This window comes from Psychromonas sp. KJ10-5, assembly GCF_055808325.1.
Genome location: NZ_CM147864.1, coordinates 2,895,901 through 2,913,974 on the forward strand (window position 1 = coordinate 2,895,901; position 18,074 = coordinate 2,913,974).

19 protein-coding genes are annotated in these 18,074 nt (G+C 37.2%); 8 read left to right on the forward strand and 11 right to left on the reverse strand.

What is annotated here, in order from left to right:
* Nucleotides 1-48 precede the first annotated feature (48 nt).
* A complete protein-coding gene (gspC, locus tag AC0L3W_RS12625) occupies nucleotides 49-912 on the reverse strand; it encodes a type II secretion system protein GspC (RefSeq protein WP_409440368.1) in 864 nt (287 codons plus the stop codon).
* A 492-nt stretch (nucleotides 913-1,404) separates the two neighbouring features.
* On the opposite strand from gspC, the gene hslR reads away from it, so the two are divergent.
* From hslR to AC0L3W_RS12645, 4 genes are all read left to right on the forward strand, one after another.
* Entirely contained in the window at nucleotides 1,405-1,809 is a 405-nt protein-coding gene (hslR, locus tag AC0L3W_RS12630; protein WP_290040795.1) for a ribosome-associated heat shock protein Hsp15, read from the forward strand.
* 30 nt (nucleotides 1,810-1,839) lie between these two features.
* The gene (hslO, locus tag AC0L3W_RS12635) at nucleotides 1,840-2,700 is read left to right on the forward strand and encodes an Hsp33 family molecular chaperone HslO (protein ID WP_290040797.1); all 861 of its coding nucleotides are present in this window, start codon (nucleotides 1,840-1,842) and stop codon (nucleotides 2,698-2,700) included.
* Between the two features lie 175 nt (nucleotides 2,701-2,875).
* Nucleotides 2,876-4,495 (forward strand): phosphoenolpyruvate carboxykinase (ATP), encoded by a 1,620-nt coding sequence (gene pckA, locus AC0L3W_RS12640; protein ID WP_290040799.1) that lies wholly within the window; start codon nucleotides 2,876-2,878, stop codon nucleotides 4,493-4,495.
* A 160-nt stretch (nucleotides 4,496-4,655) separates the two neighbouring features.
* Nucleotides 4,656-5,273 carry a CAP domain-containing protein gene (locus AC0L3W_RS12645; protein WP_409440367.1) on the forward strand — a complete coding sequence of 206 codons (618 nt, stop codon included), beginning with the start codon at nucleotides 4,656-4,658 and terminating at the stop codon, nucleotides 5,271-5,273.
* 71 nt (nucleotides 5,274-5,344) lie between these two features.
* Here the strand turns inward: AC0L3W_RS12645 and AC0L3W_RS12650 are convergent, their stop codons facing one another.
* Both AC0L3W_RS12650 and AC0L3W_RS12655 read right to left on the reverse strand, forming a co-directional pair.
* Nucleotides 5,345-5,857, reverse strand: a complete 513-nt coding sequence (locus AC0L3W_RS12650; RefSeq protein WP_290040802.1) for a protein disulfide oxidoreductase — start codon at nucleotides 5,855-5,857, stop codon at nucleotides 5,345-5,347.
* Between the two features lies 1 nt (nucleotide 5,858).
* A complete protein-coding gene (locus AC0L3W_RS12655) occupies nucleotides 5,859-7,967 on the reverse strand; it encodes a protein-disulfide reductase DsbD family protein (RefSeq protein ID WP_409440366.1) in 2,109 nt (702 codons plus the stop codon).
* A 309-nt stretch (nucleotides 7,968-8,276) separates the two neighbouring features.
* Here AC0L3W_RS12655 and AC0L3W_RS12660 point away from each other — a divergent pair, with 309 nt between their 5' ends.
* A complete protein-coding gene (locus AC0L3W_RS12660) occupies nucleotides 8,277-9,266 on the forward strand; it encodes a 2-hydroxyacid dehydrogenase (protein WP_409440365.1) in 990 nt (329 codons plus the stop codon).
* 70 nt (nucleotides 9,267-9,336) lie between these two features.
* Here the strand turns inward: AC0L3W_RS12660 and AC0L3W_RS12665 are convergent, their stop codons facing one another.
* Nucleotides 9,337-9,792: a methyltransferase family protein gene (locus AC0L3W_RS12665; RefSeq protein WP_290040808.1), complete on the reverse strand. Its 456-nt coding sequence runs from the start codon at nucleotides 9,790-9,792 to the stop codon at nucleotides 9,337-9,339.
* Nucleotides 9,793-10,004: 212 nt separating this feature from the next.
* Here AC0L3W_RS12665 and AC0L3W_RS12670 point away from each other — a divergent pair, with 212 nt between their 5' ends.
* Entirely contained in the window at nucleotides 10,005-10,574 is a 570-nt protein-coding gene (locus AC0L3W_RS12670; RefSeq protein WP_113820450.1) for a phosphoribosyltransferase, read from the forward strand.
* A gap of 54 nt (nucleotides 10,575-10,628) precedes the next feature.
* Here AC0L3W_RS12670 and AC0L3W_RS12675 read toward each other — a convergent pair whose 3' ends face one another.
* The 5 genes from AC0L3W_RS12675 to AC0L3W_RS12695 form a co-directional block, all read right to left on the reverse strand.
* Nucleotides 10,629-11,222, reverse strand: a complete 594-nt coding sequence (locus AC0L3W_RS12675; protein ID WP_409440364.1) for an acyl carrier protein phosphodiesterase — start codon at nucleotides 11,220-11,222, stop codon at nucleotides 10,629-10,631.
* A 71-nt stretch (nucleotides 11,223-11,293) separates the two neighbouring features.
* Nucleotides 11,294-12,181 carry a DMT family transporter gene (locus AC0L3W_RS12680; protein ID WP_409440363.1) on the reverse strand — a complete coding sequence of 296 codons (888 nt, stop codon included), beginning with the start codon at nucleotides 12,179-12,181 and terminating at the stop codon, nucleotides 11,294-11,296.
* An 81-nt stretch (nucleotides 12,182-12,262) separates the two neighbouring features.
* Nucleotides 12,263-12,757: a GNAT family N-acetyltransferase gene (locus tag AC0L3W_RS12685; RefSeq protein ID WP_290040814.1), complete on the reverse strand. Its 495-nt coding sequence runs from the start codon at nucleotides 12,755-12,757 to the stop codon at nucleotides 12,263-12,265.
* Nucleotides 12,758-12,784: 27 nt separating this feature from the next.
* A complete protein-coding gene (locus AC0L3W_RS12690) occupies nucleotides 12,785-13,567 on the reverse strand; it encodes a hypothetical protein (RefSeq protein ID WP_409440362.1) in 783 nt (260 codons plus the stop codon).
* Between the two features lie 142 nt (nucleotides 13,568-13,709).
* Complete coding sequence (locus AC0L3W_RS12695) at nucleotides 13,710-14,246, reverse strand: helix-turn-helix domain-containing protein (protein WP_409440361.1); 537 nt, start codon at nucleotides 14,244-14,246, stop codon at nucleotides 13,710-13,712.
* A gap of 71 nt (nucleotides 14,247-14,317) precedes the next feature.
* Between AC0L3W_RS12695 and AC0L3W_RS12700 the strand changes: the two genes are divergently transcribed.
* On the forward strand, nucleotides 14,318-15,508 hold the full coding sequence (locus AC0L3W_RS12700; protein WP_409440360.1) for a benzoate/H(+) symporter BenE family transporter: 1,191 nt from the start codon (nucleotides 14,318-14,320) through the stop codon (nucleotides 15,506-15,508).
* Here AC0L3W_RS12700 and AC0L3W_RS12705 read toward each other — a convergent pair.
* Complete coding sequence (locus AC0L3W_RS12705; RefSeq protein ID WP_290040822.1) at nucleotides 15,505-16,707, reverse strand: methyltransferase; 1,203 nt, start codon at nucleotides 16,705-16,707, stop codon at nucleotides 15,505-15,507. The two genes, AC0L3W_RS12700 and AC0L3W_RS12705, sit on opposite strands and share 4 nt — an antisense overlap.
* Before the next feature lie 482 nt (nucleotides 16,708-17,189).
* Between AC0L3W_RS12705 and AC0L3W_RS12710 the strand changes: the two genes are divergently transcribed.
* The gene (locus tag AC0L3W_RS12710) at nucleotides 17,190-17,750 is read left to right on the forward strand and encodes a hypothetical protein (protein WP_409440359.1); all 561 of its coding nucleotides are present in this window, start codon (nucleotides 17,190-17,192) and stop codon (nucleotides 17,748-17,750) included.
* A gap of 94 nt (nucleotides 17,751-17,844) precedes the next feature.
* Here AC0L3W_RS12710 and AC0L3W_RS12715 read toward each other — a convergent pair whose 3' ends face one another.
* Nucleotides 17,845-18,027: a hypothetical protein gene (locus tag AC0L3W_RS12715; RefSeq protein ID WP_290040824.1), complete on the reverse strand. Its 183-nt coding sequence runs from the start codon at nucleotides 18,025-18,027 to the stop codon at nucleotides 17,845-17,847.
* Nucleotides 18,028-18,074 lie beyond the last annotated feature (47 nt).

Genomic DNA, 18,074 nt, shown 5'->3' on the forward strand with positions numbered 1-18,074 from the left:
ATATATTATGACAATTAATAGTTTAGCGACTAAAACTTTTATTTATTATTATGGGATACTAAAATACAATTCATTTAATTCACCATCACGGTCAATTGTTAAACTCATCTCAGTCATAGTTGGAAATTCTTTCATTAAACTCACTGCTTGAGTGATGTCGGTTAAATCGACTCCGTTTAACTCCACCGCTAAATCACCAGCTTTTAATCCTGCTTCTTCAAATAACTCTGGGTTTTTACCCGGGTTGACTCGATACCCTTTAATTTGGTCACCTTCTCGTACTGGAGAGATACGCACGTAATCTAGCAACTTACCAGGATCTTCCACAAGTTCATCTCTATCCAGTGGGATCTCTTTTCTTTTTGAAGAACGGCTACTACGCTTACTGGTATTAGTCGATTTTTTTTCTTTAACTTCTTCCCCTTTCTCCAATTTAGCTAAGCGCTCCTCTTCCTCTTCTAAACCATCTAGGATTAAAGTTTGCTCTTCGCCATTAACACTAATAATAATACGATCATGGTAAATTTCAGTGACAATTGCATCTGTTCCTGGGATTTCAGACTCTATAAAATAACTATCTTGGGAACGTTTATATTCGATGATAACACTGGAAAGTCTAGGGTCAGTGGCGGCAACTATGCCAACGAGGGTGAGTTTTAAACGGGTTTTAGGCGCATCAATTTGTTCTTGTTGATAAGCGATTCTTTCGCCTTGATAACGACCAAATATTGCTTGATCTTGTAATTTTTGAGTGCTTAATCTATTTGTTTCATTAATCTTTCTTTCAGCTGTAGGAGTCCAATTGTGGCTACTTTCAGGCTCTGGATAAACAGCTAGAGTCAATAAGGCAGATTGGTAAGCGATTGAACCACAGATCACTGCCAACAATATTTGGGGTAGTATGGAAATCATAGCCTATCTTCTCATCCTATTACTGAATCATTGAATATCAAAAAACATTGATATCATATTAATGCTAACGAAGCGCTTTATAAAATAACAATTAGCAGAAAATTTCAATATTCATGAGACTTAGGCTGTAAGTTTAAAGCTTAGCTGTCGATAAGATAACACTTTTATGACAATTTTTATGTCACAAGTTTATAACAAATATTATGTCATAGGTTGACCTTGACTTATCAAGTTTTGCCCCCACTTGTTAAGTGATATTAGTCACATTAATTAAGTGTTCTCTTTTAATGATTAAAATAACATCTTGGTTCGATGCAACTTATGCAAATAGAACAGCTATTTAGCATAAAAAATATAAAATATGAGATGATTTTAAAACAGAATACAAACCAGTTACTTAATATAATGAGTATAACAGTGCATTATTAGATAATGATTTAGCATAACATCGACTTTTACTATACTAAAATACGCTTTTTGAGTTAAAAATTTATGACAACATTAACGGTTAGACTAGATAAGTGGTTATGGGCGGCACGTTTTTATAAAACCCGCAGCTTAGCGCGAGATATGGTGCAAGGTGGCAAGGTTCACTATAATGGACAACGATGCAAGGCCAGTAAAACGGTCGAGGTCGGGGCTACATTATCTATTCGCCAAGGCGAACAATTATTCGAAGTGACTGTGGAAGCATTATCCGAACACCGTCAAGGTGCTCCGATAGCACAAACGCTTTATCAAGAAACAGAAAAAAGTGTTGCCAAACGAGAGCAACACCAGATGTTGCGCAAGTTAAGTTTACAAAATGCGCCGCACCCTGATCGAAAACCAAATAAAAAAGAACGCCGTGAATTAATACACGCAAAAACACAACGTAATACAGCTAATTTCGATTAATAGCTGAACAAATACATATTGAGAGAATTTATGACAGACCAACTACAACGCTTCCTATTTGATGACTTCGAAATTCGTGGTGAAATCGCACAGGCACATACCGCTTTTGAAGAATGCGTAAGTAATCACGATTACCCAGTAGAAGTAGCGAATACAATCGGAGAGTTGTTAATAGCAACTAGTCTGCTTACTGCAACATTAAAGTTTAAAGGTAAAATTGCAGTTCAAATTCAGGGCGATGGTCCATTAAGCATGGCAGTTATTAATGCTAACCAAAATTTAGAAGTGCGTGGTACAGCACGTTATCAAGGTGATACTACTGGTTTATCTTTTTCTGAATTAATTGGTAAAGGCAACCTAATGATAACTATCACTCCTGATAATGGCGAACGTTACCAAGGCATTGTGGCTTTAGAAAAAGGGTCATTAGCAGCTTGTTTAGAAGACTACTTTGTCCAGTCTGAACAATTAGCAACTAAAATCAGCCTTTTTGCTGATAGCACTAGTACACCTGTACAAGCGGCCGGTTTATTAATTCAAACTTTACCCGCACACAGTGAAAGCCATGAAGAAGATTTTGCTCACGTATGTGCATTAGCAAACACGATTAAAGCTGAAGAGATCTACACACTACAAAATGATGACCTGTTATTCCGCTTATATCATCAGGAAAAAGTCCGCCTATTTGAAGTACAGCCAATTAGCTTTGTATGTGGTTGTTCAGAAGAGCGTTGTTTATCTTCGTTAGCATCGTTAGATGAAGAAGAGATCAAAGATATTTTAGAAGAACAAGAGAGTATTGATATGCGTTGTGAGTATTGTGCAACAACTTATTCATTCAAAGAGAAAGATTTACAAATTCTTTTCACTTCTACAAATCAAAAGCACTGATTTATCATACAAAAGTGCGAGCTCACAAAGTTGCCATGGAGATTTTTCTGTGGCATTTTTTTGCCTAATAATTAGACGCTGATCCCACTTATCTCTCAATAATTCCCTTACTCTCCAAATGGCTACATTACATTTTTTTAACAAAATTAATACTGGCTATAAAGGGGAAAAAACCATGGCCCAAGCACCACTATCGACTGCAAAACTGAAAGAATACGGCATCACAAATATCTCGGAAATATTTTACAATCCAAGTTATGAAACACTGTTTACGGAAGAAACTGCGGAGTCTTTAAGTGGCTATGAAAAAGGCATTATTACAAGCAATGGAACTGTGGCTGTTGATACGGGCATATTTACCGGACGTTCACCTAAAGACAAGTACATTGTCAAAGACGATACCACTCGTGACACAGTTTGGTGGAGTGACCAGGGGAAGAACGATAATAAAGCTATTGATCAAAGTACTTGGAATGCACTCAAGCAAGTTGTAACAGAGCAACTCTCTAATAAAAAGCTATTTGTGGTAGATGCTTACTGCGGCGCGAATGCTAATTCTCGTTTAAAAGTTCGCTTTATTATGGAAGTAGCGTGGCAAGCGCACTTTGTAAAAAACATGTTTATTCGCCCTACAGAGGAGGAGTTAGTGGATTTTGAACCTGACTTTGTAGTGATGAATGGATCTAAAACTAATAACCCAAATTGGCAACAACAAGGGCTTAACTCTGAAAATTTTGTTGCCTTTAATCTATCTGAGAAAGTGCAAATTATCGGTGGCACTTGGTACGGCGGTGAAATGAAAAAAGGGTTATTCTCAGTAATGAACTACCTTTTACCATTAAACGGTATGGCATCAATGCATTGCTCTGCCAATATTGGAAAAGCAGGAGATACCGCTATTTTCTTCGGCTTATCTGGTACTGGTAAAACGACATTATCAACAGACCCTAAACGCGCCTTAATTGGCGATGATGAACATGGATGGGACGATCAAGGTGTATTTAACTTTGAAGGTGGTTGCTACGCTAAAACGATTCGTTTGAGCGAAGAAGCTGAACCAGATATTTTTGGTGCGATTAAACGCAACGCCTTGTTAGAAAACGTCATGATCGATGCACAGGGTAAAGTGGATTATGATGATGCGAGTAAAACAGAGAATGGACGAGTCTCTTACCCTATTGATCATATAGAAAATATTGTAAAACCGGTTTCTAAAGGTGGTCATGCCCAGAAAGTAATCTTTCTAACCGCTGATGCCTTTGGTGTATTACCGCCAGTTTCTAAATTAACAAAAGCACAAACGCAATACCACTTTCTCTCAGGGTTTACTGCTAAGCTAGCAGGAACAGAGCGTGGTATTACTGAACCAACGCCTACATTCTCAGCTTGCTTTGGTGCGGCTTTTTTAAGTTTACATCCAACGCAATATGCGCAGCAGTTAGTGAAAAGAATGGAAGCTTGCGGCGCTGAGGCTTACTTAGTGAATACTGGGTGGAATGGCTCAGGAAAACGTATATCAATTCAAGATACACGTGGCATTATTGATGCTATTTTAGATGGATCCATTGAAAAAGCAGAAGTTAAAACGATTCCTTTATTTAACTTACAGGTACCTACTAACTTACCTAATGTAGACAGTAGTATCTTAGATCCACGAGATACTTATGCTGATACTGCACAATGGAACGATAAAGCTGAAAAACTAGCTCACCTATTTATCGATAACTTCGCACGTTACACGGATAAAGAGGAAGGTAAAATATTACTGTCAGCAGGGCCTAGATTTACCAACTAATCCACCTTAACTAATAACACACTTATAGTGCTTATTATGAGTGTGTTAACTAGCAGGTAATGCAATACTTCTCCTTTTGATTTGAATATCTCGGAACTATCAACCCACAGTTGCGGTCTACAGCTGCGTGATAAACAATTATATGAAAAGGGAAATTATCATGAAATTTTGGTTAGTATTGTTATGCGGTAGCTTATCGCTCACAGCGTGCGGCAGTAGTAGTAACTCTTCGTCAACAAATACAAATGTGGCCGATACCAGTATTGAGTCCGACTCAAGCACCAGTGATGAGCAAATAAGTTCGTCTGAAGTATCAGAAACAACAGACAGTACAGATTACAGTGCAATGAGCTGTGAAGATGATTTAATTGAAGCATTAACCCTCATTAATCAGCTTCGTGCGGAATCACAAACCTGTGGTTCAACTACCTATCCAGCCGTTGATGCCGTTACTTGGAGTTCAACATTAACTTTAGCTGCAGAAGCACATTCTTCAAACATGGCCAACTATAACTTTTTTAGCCATACCGGTTTAGATGACAGCACTGTAGGAAACCGTGTATCAGCGCAAGGATACGAGTGGAGTTATGTGTCAGAAAATATCGCTGCTGGACAAACCTCAGTACAAGCTGCTGTTGATGGCTGGATGGAAAGTGAAGGGCATTGTATTAATATTATGAGTGAAAATGCACAGGAAATGGGCTTAGCCTGCGCTGTAAACAACGATGCTGATTACCGGTACTATTGGACACAGGTATTAGCTAAACCATTACAATAAAATATGGAAAAGTAAGAAGGTAATTTTAATTGCTACCTCCTTACTTAACCTCAGTTATGGTTAGAAGTTAGTTAGCTTAATAACATTCTTGCCCACATTCCAAATGGGCTAGTGAACCCAGTGGTAACCGCGGTAATTTCACCTTTATCTACCACAATTAAAGTAGGTGTTAAGCTAATCCCCCAAGCTCTACTGATATGACCTTGAGGATCATTTAATACCGTGAAATCATATTCTTTTGCATTGAGGTATTGTTGAACACGCTTTTCACCTCCTGAACTCAAAGCAATACTCACCACTTGCATACCATCACTCACAAAATTAACTGAGGGTGATACAGTAGAGCAAACACTACACCAAGTCGCCCAGAAATAAACAAGTACAGGCTTTTCATGACTCATCGCAATCAAATCAATATTTTCGCCCTCTACACTGGTTGCAACTAATGCGGGCGCTTTGCCTGAGGCTATCGATTGAGCACGCCATAAATCAACACCCCAACCTAATGCTAAAGCTAACAACAGATAAATAGCTCCGGACTTAAGACGACTGCTCCAACCTTTTTTAACTTTTTTTTCAGTCATGTTATTGGCCTTTTGCTTGTTCAATCGCATTCATCACATCATCACTATTTAGAATAGTTGATAACTCGATACCGTTTGGCGCTGCTGGCCCATAAACAATATTAAATGGTACACCGTAACGACCAAAAGATTGTAGATAAGCTGTGACATCATCAGAGCGTACCGTCCAATCACCACTCATGGCTATCACATCCTGTTTTTGTAATTCGCTAGAAACAGGATCTTGTAGTAACACCCCTATTTTATTCGCCTTACAAGTGACACACCATTTGGCTGTTACATCAACAAACACTACATGCCCTTTGGCTACTTCTTGTTTAATCAATTGTGTATCCAAAGGAACCCACTGTGTTTCATCATGAAGCGGGTCAACCCAATGTTTAGTGGTTAAATGGTTTGTTACAAAAGCTAACGAAACCACAGCTAACAAACTTAATACGCTAATAAGAAAAACACGTTTCCCGTGCTTTTTCCAAATTAAAACAGCAAAGATAACTACCATCAATAAAGCAATAACCGCGGTATAAATTACTCCGATAAAGCTACTTAATAGGCTAATTAACCACAAACAGGTGAGTAAAATAAGCAGTGCAAATATCAATTTGACTGTGCCCATCCATTTACCTGGTTTAGGCATTAATGTAGCAATACTTGGGAATACAGCAATCAATAACCAAGGTAAAGCCATGCCTATACCTAAAGCTGTGAATACCGCAAATAACTGCCAAGCTGAAGCACCTAAAGCAAAAGCGACAGCGGTGCCTAAGAATGGTGCGCTACAGGGGGTTGCCAATAAGGTAGCAAACATTCCTTGTAGATAATGTCCTAGATAGCTATGTCCACCTTTCGTTGCTAACCAAGTTTGCATGGACGATGGTAATTGAATTTCAAATAAGCCCAACATATTAGCAGTGAACAAAGCAGTCACAATCACCATAAATCCGATAAAATAAGGGTTTTGGAACTGAATTCCCCACCCTAGTGCTTCGCCAGAAAACTTTAATATTAAAAGGAATAAAGCCAGCAACCAAAATGAACTGATAATACCAATACTAGAAGCGATAAATTGCTTACGTACCTGAGCTCGTTGCGTACCATCAACGCCTAAGACAGAGCTCAACTTCATGCCTAAAACAGGTAAAACACAAGGCATGATATTTAGAATTAAACCACCTAGTAATGCAATAAAGAAGATTGACAGGAGAGACTCTCCTGCACTTGCAATAGGCTGATTACCTAATGTCGTTGCGATCTCCACCGCTACATCAGTATCAACGGCAGTGACATTTACTTGAGCATCACTTAAATCAACCTCGCCTCCCCAGCTAGTAGCTTCAAAAGTCGCTGTTAACTGTTTACCTGCCACTTCAATAACAGGTTTGGAGAAGAAGACATTTTCCAACGTCGCCTCACTACTATCGATAAATAAATCAGGCTGCTGCCAATCTAATTGATGTGATAATTTTACTACCACTTGTTGATTTTTCTGATCCCATGCACTTTTTATCTCAGTAATATTAGCGTTATTTTTTTGTGCTTCAATCGCCGACTGGTCAACTAAAATAGGTACGCTACTCACTGCCTGAGCGTAAGCAAAAGCGACATCATCATTAATTGAGAGTTGTTGTGGGTCGAAGGTTAAATTAATGTCGTAATCGGTTAATACGCAGATAGTCGTACAAGAAGCTAAGGTTAACGTACCTTTTAAACGACTGATTTGGGTAGGATCATCCACAGAAATCTGCATCGGAAAATGAATTTGATCTTTATAGCCAACGGTTTCAACACCTAATACAGGATAACGTTTAGGCGTTGGCCATGACCAATCAACATCTGAAATATTAGATGATTGAACAGACCAATCAAAAGTCGGAGCAACGCCGCCTTCACCAGGCGAGCGCCAATATGTTTTCCAACCAGATGCTAAACTCACATTCAAAATAGCATTCACTGTATTTTGTTCAGCTTGACCTGTTAATTGTAGATTCACTTTAACAGGTAAATGATTAAAGTTGGTGATCCACCCTGTTTCAGGAGCTTGTGCAAATGCACTATTGATCAACCCAAAGAGCAATAAAAATGATAAACCGAACTGTCTTAACGTGGACATGATGACTCCGAAAACAATACAAAATAAAGTGATGAATATGATAAACACAACACCGCAAGCATAGCTGTGACTCAATAAGATTCAAAAGGTTCTAATTACACTGAGTACTTGACCGTCAATCACCTTAATTTATTGCAGCTTATTTAAGTCATTATGAAACAAATTTATCCTGTAACAAAGTCATCCTTATAGTTAAGTTATAACGTATAAAGTGTACAATCGAGATAGAGTAAAAAAGCCAATTAACATTTTTGCCAAATCAACGATCAAATTACAGTATTTTTATCTTAAAACATGGAGTTACCTTTTATGAAAGTCTCTATGTTCAGTTCTCGTAGTTATGATATTCAACATTTTGAACCATTAATTTCAGCGCCCATGAGTATTAATTTTTTTGATACTCAACTTAATGTACAAACTGCTGCGTTAGCCTCTGGTTATGATGCAGTTTGCGCTTTCGTAAATGATGATTTAAGCGAACAAGTATTAATACAGCTGCATGAATTAGGGATCAAGTATATAGCGATGCGTTGTGCTGGTTTTAATAATATCGATCTCCCTTGTGCTAAAAAGCTAGGTTTGACCATCGTCCGAGTTCCCGCTTATTCACCTGAAGCTGTCGCAGAGCACACGATTGCGTTATTGATGACATTAAACCGTCGTACTCATAAAGCCTACCAACGTACGCGTGATGCTAACTTTTCATTAGAAGGTCTAGTAGGATTTAATCTGCACGGTAAAACCGTTGGGATTATTGGTACAGGTAAGATTGGTATTGCGACCATGGCTATCTTTAAAGGCTTTGGTTGTAACATTCTAGCCGCAGACCCATACCCTTCACCTCATGCGAAAGCATTAGGCGCAGAATATGTTGATTTCCCTACCCTATTCCAAAACAGTGATGTGATCAGTTTACATTGCCCATTAACTAGCGATAACAAACACCTATTAAATAAAAACACCTTCGACTTAATGAAAAAAGGTGTGGTTATTGTGAACACTAGTCGAGGTGGTTTATTAAATGCACATGATGCTATTGAAGCACTAAAATCAGGGCGAATTGGTGGATTAGGTCTAGATGTTTATGAAGAAGAAGAGCATCTGTTCTTTAATGATCATTCTAGTGAAATTATTACTGATGATACCTTCCGACGTTTATCAGCTTGTCACAACGTTATCTTTACTGGTCATCAAGCTTTCTTGACTAAAGAAGCATTAACCAGCATTGCTCAAACAACGCTAGATAATTTAAAACAGCTGAAAGATGGCAAGCAGTGTGATAACCAAGTTAGTGAATAATTATCTCACAAGAAAATAACACTCTACTAGAAGCGCTTGAAAAGATATTAAGCGTTTCTAATGTATTGATTTATAACCACATCCTGACCTGTTTACTATAGGTAACAAATTGTTCGCCAAAGATTGTCTTCAAAGCTTTTTCTTCAGGCTTAATAAAGCGCATATTAATAGTGTAAATATAAAAAGGTATTACTATCAAACATAACGGATTCCCTAGCAAACTCGCTTCAGCAAGCAAAAAACCAAATAACCCCACATACATAGGGTTTCGTGAATATTGATAAATTCCCGTTGTCACTAGCTCAGTGGTTTTATATGGAGTAGTTGGATCGACGGTTGTTTTAGCTTTTTTAAACGCCCAACCGGCAGATAAAATGACCAGGATAGAGAGAATAAAAATAAGCACAGCAAGCCAATTGAAAATAGGTAGTTGAATACGAAGCATATTAAATACACAACTAATTAACAGCATCATCAACATAAATAACAGAGTAACAACCGGTGGATATCGTAAAATTCGTAACATAACTTGCCTCTTATCAAAGAATAGAACCAAAATATCTGTAGATTTAGATCTGCCTATTAGCCCAATATGATGGGGATCTCTTAAGGAGATCTTAAAATTATATAATTTACGCGATAAAAGACTTTTTTATATGTTTTTTAGCATACAAATTGTGCAGAACTATCTTTTTTAGTTTAAACTGCGCGACTAAATTAATTCCAGAGGAAAATGATATGTCTGATAAAGTCTTTATCACTGCACAACAATTACTTGAAGACTCATTTCGTCTTGCATCACAAGTTTACGATAGTGGCTTCCGCCCACAATTTATAGTTGGCATTTGGCGTGGCGGTGCACCAATCGGTATTGCAGTTCAAGAATTCTTTGACTACAAAAAAGTAGAAACAGATCATATCGCAGTACGTACATCTTCTTACTATGGTATTGGTAAGCAAAGTAAAACCATCAAAGTACATGGTTTACATTACATCATCGAAAATGCAAATGCAGACGATGGTTTACTGATTGTTGATGATGTATTTGACTCAGGCCGAAGTGTTGTTGCGTTAACTGAAAAGCTAACAGAAGTAATGCGTTTAAATATGCCACGTGACGTGCGTATTGCGACACCTTACTACAAGCCAAAAAACAAAGCAGTAGATATGGTACCTGATTACTACATCCATGAATCAGATGAGTGGTTAGTATTCCCACATGAGGCATCAGGTTTATCAGTAGAAGAGATTACTGAAGGAAAAAGTGACTTTAAAAACATCGCTCACTTATTCACTAAAGAAGACTAATTTCAATACTAAGTATTGTCATCAAAGGAGACCATTGTGTCTCCTTTTTGCTTTTTATTTAGCGCTAAACTGTTTACTAGCCACTAATACATCCGTATAGAGATCCGTAAAGATATTAGCAAACACTTGATAGTGCTCAATCAATACTTTTCCTGTATCAGCAAGCGGTGCCATTCTTAAACTACGTGATGACATCCTTTGTAATGCGTATTCAATATTACTGATTTTTTGATAAGACTCGATCCATTTATCGCGCCATACTAAACCATTAATACGCTCAAACCTTTCTGGTAAAAGTACACTATCTATTGCTGTTTCCTGAGCAATTTTTTGTTCAGCAAGATAACAAAAATCAACCAAACTTAAACGATGAAATTCAGACCAATTTGCGGCGAGACAATGATCCCAAAACATATCCAAAGCAATCGGTGCATAACGACGCAGGTGTATTGGGAAAAGCTGTTTGGCTGTTAATACTTGAGGATGTTTATCAGTAAAACTATCAACAAAGCGATGTAGACGGATCCCTTGTACTATTTGTTTTGGGAATTGAGTATCAGGATTACCTTTCACAAAATCCCCTAAAAAGTTGCCGCTGAAGCTTGTATTGGTAGTGTCTGCAATATGTAAATGAGCAAGATAATTCATAATACTTAATTAACCTCAACGTCGAATAAGGGGCATTTTATGCTACTAGGCTATCAACTTATGATGCGCTATCAAGCTCGATTTAAATCAGCTTCAACAACACTTTGCTCATGACGCTTACTGACCATGATCCCGATAAACACGACAAAAATACTCAGCCATTGCCAATATGTTAATACTTCATTGAGCAATATTGCCGATAATAATAGAGCAAAAACAGGCACTAAATTAGAATAAGCTGCAGCAGTTAATACCGATGAACGCTGTAATCCATAGTTATACATGCCATAGGCCCCTAGTGTCACCGCAGAGCCCAAGTAAACAATATTCATCAGCGCATAAAAATCATGTTGCTGTGGCCATTCCATAAATATAAGAAATGGGGCAAAAAATAATGTGCCAGATAACCCCTGTAAGGCGATTAATGATAAAGCAGAATAACGATTTAACAGATGCTTCATTGCCACTACATAAATAGCAGCACAAACCATTGCTAACGCCTCTAAACTATTCCCTAATAGAGGGTTTGGAGCATGGTCAGTATGAGGCGAAACAACACTCAATAAAATGCCGCCCGTAATACATAAAGAAAAGCCTATAACGATGTTTTTACTGAGCTTCTCTTGTAGTAAAAAGTATGCAAAGAATGCCACTAAAAGTGGTAAACAAGAGACAATCACACCAGCCTGAGAGGCCGATGTATATTGCATAGCATGCCCTTCAAAAAGGTAATATAGACAAGGCTCAGCGAAGGACATAATCAATAACCATTTCCAATCGCCCTGCTGATATTTAAAACGCTTCACCCATCGCCATAAACATAAGCAAATCAACAAAGTAATAAGCATGCGTAGGAAAATCACCAAATTAGGAGGATAAAAATCGATAGCAACTTTTAAGGTAATGAAAGAGCTTCCCCATAAAAAAGTAGCGATTAAAAAACACAATACTGCTGGCATATTTTTTACTCTAAAAATGTGAGTATCCTACCACCAGATTAAGTCTATTGTTATAATAAGTTGCTTAATAGATGAGACTTTTTATTTCTCTATTTCTTGATGATACAAGGTAAAACCGCGTGCTTGATAGTTCGCTAAAGCACTCGGATGGTCTAAGCTGCAAGTATGCACCCAAAGACGTTTAGCTTGACAAGTTTGCCAAGCTTGTTGAATTGCATAACTTAATAAGTAACCACCCAAACCTTTACCAATAAAGGCAGGACTTAAACCAAAGTACTTAATCTCTACTTCTTGTTGTTGGTCAACCTCTAATTCAAAATAACCAGCAATTGCACCTTCATAATAAGCCACCCAAGTTCTCAAATTATCGCGTTCGCTATACGCTTTCCAACTTTCATCTGTCTCTTTTAATTTATCACACCACTGCCATTGCTCTCCCACTAAGGAGTAAAGAAAACGGTTAAATCGATACTCTTTAATTTTAGCTTCGGTAATAGTTAACCCCGCTACGCTCGGTTTCGCATTTAATTCACTTTCTGCTAGCATCTGTAGATAATAAATGGTGGTATCAGTCATTGCTTTATTTATATTCCTTACCTGTTTTTAATTACCCGTGGCTTTTTCATATAATGTTTTAAAGTGTTTAGTACTAAACATAAAACCATCACCACCAGAGTAAGCTTTCACTTTCACTAATGAATGGTCTAAAAACTGCGTTAGTACAAAATCATTGCCAGACTCGGTATCGGCATAAAAAACCATTAATTCACCTTTGCACATCACTGAAAAGCGGACCAACTCTTGATTGACATACATAGGGGTGGATTCTGGTTGCTCACTTTGTCCTGCTGCACAGCCTTGTGGTTGCTTAGCTTGAAAGAAGATGCTTAACTTTTCATAACTGCCTCTGCCTAACAAGGCAACAATAGGTTTTTTATCCACCTCCTTAGTGATAATCACTTTCTGTGGATCATTTACATACCACCCAGGATGACTTTCTATTTTATCTTGTAAAGTCGTTTCATCTAAATACTTAGGCACATTATCAACATAAATATCTACCGAACGAGCAATATTTTTCCAGCGCCCATTAATCGGTAAATAATAATACGCAAGATCAATGGCTTCCCCATTAACCACCACTTCCCATAAGCCTTTATAGTGACTGTCCTGAATTTTACTTGTTTCAATCACTATATTTTCAGGTGTAGTAATACCGCAAGCTTCACAATATTTTTTAAGCACTTGGATATTTTCACTTTCTAATAACTGTAACGCTAATGTCGCTTCTTTTTTGCTCACTCGTTGCGCTTGATCCGCGACAGAAGATAAAGAATAAAACAGTAAACTAGCGATCAATAGTGAAAGTAATTTTCTGATGTTCATTATTTTTCCCTGTGAATAAACAAACTATTTAACTTAAATTCTAAATAATAAAAGCGTCTTTATATTAAAAATCATAAAGTTAAATTATTTATATTATACCGTACGTATCTTTTTGCTTATCAAAAACTGAAGTTATTTAATACTAAGGGTAATGGATAATATTGAAGAAGCGTAATACCCCATTACCTACATTACGATATCCATGTGCTTGATCTGCATTAAATTTAGCACTTTCACCAGTCGCTAGTCTATGCCACTGCGATCCAGAAAAATATTCCATTTCACCACTCTTTACTACAATATGTTCAATAACACCTGTTTGATGGGCCTCTGAGAGCTGTTCATGACCAATAGAAAAACATAACTCAAACATTTCAATTCCAGTCTTTTTATCAAACTCAAAAACAGTATTAATGCTAATCTTTTTATTTTTAGAAAGATCATCGGCCTGGAAGGTTTCTTCATTTTTAGCCCCTAAAAAAGCGGATAAAGGTAAATTAAACCCCGTCGCTATTTTCCATAGTTTGGCGATAGTCGGGCTAGACTCACCACGTTCAATCTGTCCTAACATTGCTTTTGACACCCCACAATACTGGCTCGCGGTATCTAAACTCCAACCTTTTTCTGTGCGAATTTTTTTAAGTTGAATCGCTACTGTTTCATTGATTAAATCTGACATATTTACCTTGTGCGTTATAACAGTCAATGTTAGTTTATGTGCATTGTACGTTAAAACGCACGGAAGGTATTATGAAATCTGTTTGGCATCGGGTCAACTTTATTATTGCAGCAATGAGTGCTGGCTTAGTCGCTGTTATCGTTGGCTTTTCTAGCTCAGTCGCCCTAATCTATCAATTAGTGATTAATCTCGGTGGCGATAGTCAAATGGTGGCTAGTTGGTTTTTAGCACTTGGCATCAGCATGGGACTTTTAAGTATCCTACTATCATATTGTTACCGTATTCCTATTTTAATTGCTTGGTCAACACCGGGCGCAGCCTTAATGGTAGCTAATGTACAAGGTTTTACCCTTAACCAAGCTGCAGGTGGCTTTATTATTGCCGCATTTTTATTATTTATTTTCCCTCTCTTAATGCCCTTAGATAAACTGTTTAAATGGTTGCCCCAACAGTTAGCATCTGCAATGTTAGCAGGCATATTACTAAACTTTGGTTTCTCTGTTTTCACTCAAATGGATCTACAGCCAATTTTAATTATTAGTATGTTTATCAGTTACTTAATAGCTAAACGTTTCGCACCACAGTGGGCTCTATTAATTGTCATCATTGTCTCTGTTATGCTGGCTTGGCATTTACAGCTGATTGAAAGTAAACATATTGATTGGCAATGGAGCGAACTCCATTTCATTCAACCAGATTTTTCATGGTCAGTTATTCTAGGGATCAGCTTACCACTATTTATCGTTACTACAGCGGCACAAAATATCCCAGGAATTGCCATGCTACACAGCTTTGGCTATCAAATACCTATTAAAAAAGTCTTATCTATTACAGGGTTTACTAATTTATTTACCGCAGCATTTGGTGGTTATGCACTAAACCTTGCAGCAATTAGTGCCTCTATTTGTATGTCTGAAGATGTACACGAAAATCCGAAAAAGCGTTATTGGGCCAGTATTTGGGCTGGTATTTTCTACTTAATATTAGGGGTGTTGGCTGCTTATATCATGGCTTGGTTTGCACTTTTACCCTCCTCATTGATCTTAGCACTTGCAGGCATTGCACTATTTGGCACCATTACCCACAGCTTGCAGCAGAGTGTTAATAGTGAATCAAAACATATCAATGAAGCTGCAGTGATCACTTTATTGATCACCGCTTCACCTATTACATTATGGGGTCTCAGCTCAGTAATCTGGGGTGTCATTGGCGGTTTATTAGTTTTATTTATCAGCCAACTTAAAATAAAAGCAAAAGATTAACGACTTGCTTGAATCAACAGGTTACGTGGTGTGACCTGTGCTTGGCAAAAGGTCGAAACCTGCACTTGATAGCCCAGTTCCTGTAAACGCAATGCCCTGTCATAAACTAGCCATAATTCTAATGGCCGACGGAAATATTGCGAGACTAACTCACCACGACGTAACTTTTCAAAACGCTCTCTTCCTTGTATTAAAAACCCAGAAAGGTCTTCAGGCAAATGAAAAGATAAGTTTTTGCATAGCATCACCCATTTAACAAACTCAGCAAAATTTTGCGAAAGCAAAGTTTTAGGAAAGCTAGGTACATTCATATATTGTTGAGTATTACCCATAGTTTTTTGTAAACAGTCGAAACTTAATCGCCACCAAACCTCTTGGTCATTTAATTGTGTTTGTCGAGATCCGGACGTACTTTGTTGAGAAACGGCCAGTTTTAAGTCTTGCTTAGATAACTTAACCTCAGATAATAAGTGACTAGTGTGTAAAGCATGATGAGAATGAGCTTGATAATACTGATCTTCCATTAAATGATAACAGCAAGGACTAATAGTTAGCTTTGCTGTTCCGCATTGCCCTGCAACGTTAATTAAATGGCTATGTAAATCTCCACAGGCATGAAGTGCAACAACATGTTGAGCAGGTTTAAGCAACGAATCAGCTTCACCCAATAATACATTTGCATGATGGAATGTTTGTGGGATGGCATACTGTTTCGCAATATCTCTCCCCTGTATACAAAGGTCAATATTCCATTCCACGGCACTAATAGAGCTATGCTGTTTATAATGAATCAAACGCCCTAAATGCCCTTTACCTGCGCACCACTCCAATACTGGTAATTGATCATCTATGTGTTCAGAAAATTGATCTATTTGTGTCCATTTCCTACCTTTTATTCCCTTTTGAAACCAAAATGGAATATTACTGCTAAGCAATTTAGTCGTAATATCCTCAACTTGGAATAAAGGATCATTGATATCCAATAAGTCAGGAATAAACGCCTTTAAAAAAGGGTGTAATAAACCCGGATTGTTTTGGTATAGCAATAATTCTTCTTGGTTAATCGACTCCAAAAAATCAATGAGCTCGTTATTATCATTAAACGCAGGGTAGCCATCTAATGAGAAAGCACTGTAATGCCAGTAGCCCTTTAATTGTGCTAAATACTTATCTATTTTATCAAACCGATCGCTGAGCATTGCCTATTCCAGTATTTCTCTTTATTTATACCTGCGCATTTTATACTAATTACCGTCCGGTTTGATTAAATTGAGGCTATCACTACGAATAGCCAATCGATGCCATAGTAATAGTAACTTGTTCGATATATCTATAATGGGATATCGATAAAATTTACAATATATCTATATGGAAACAATTACTTACAAATTAGTAAGTAATTATAAAAGCCATACTTAGTTAAGAACGGTTCATGTAATAAAAACAATCACTTAAAAATAAAAAAGAAAACTATTTACATATAACAAAATTAAGTAACTTGGCACCTCAAATACTATTCGAAATACAAAATGTTGAAATACCTTACAAAACAAAAAATATAAATAAAATAAAGATCATTTAAATAATGTAAATAATTGATTTTAAATTGAATTTAATTTATGGAATAAAATATGCTCTATCTTTATTCGTGGGATTATCCATCAATAAAAAGGAGAATAAAATGAATAAAATGAATAAATTTTTAGCATTACTCACTAGCGCAATACTGCTTATGTTAAGTATTGGCTCAGCAAATGCAACAACCATTGAAGGTACCATCAGCTTTGAAGGTAATGCAGCAGTAGATGGTTCATACCCTCTTATTACTGGCATCGTATTTTCGGGTGTAGAAGTAAGTGGACTTGATGAATTAGTGACAGGCAGTTTTGATGGTTTAGAAGATGCTGCAGCAACATTCTATGATTACTCAGCAACCAATAACACACTACCTTATACTTTATGGACCGCAGGAAGCTTTACATTCACAGTAACGGACTTTACGATTGACCTTTTACTAGATGTTAATAATATGTTGATAGGCGCAATTTCAGGAACAGGTTACATTGAAAGCAGTGACCCATCATTAGACCTAACTGCTGGCGCATGGAGTATTACAGGACAGTACATTAACGGTGGAGTTTCTTTCTCTTCAACAGCGGTACCAGCACCAGCTGGAGCAGCATTACTAGGTTTATGCTTATTAGGTTTTGGTTTCGCTCGTCGTAACAAAAAAACTAACTAGTATTTTTAAAAACTAGAATAATTAAAGCCTAATAATCATGCGATTATTAGGCTTTTTAATATTATTGCTCATCCATTTAAATAGTTTTATAGCGTTAATTATTATCTTGCTTGGCTTTATTAGTATCCGTAGAGCAAGACTTAAATTGTTTAGACTCATCATCGCTTGGCAACGGGTCACTACAGCAACTGCCAAAATGTACCGAATCTAACCATGCTTGCTTTTCTTCTTCAGTATTCTTTTTATCAGATTCTGATTTATCTTTTATTTCAGTCATTTACTTCCCTTAATTTCTAAAAACAAGCTTAACCTAATTATTAGATT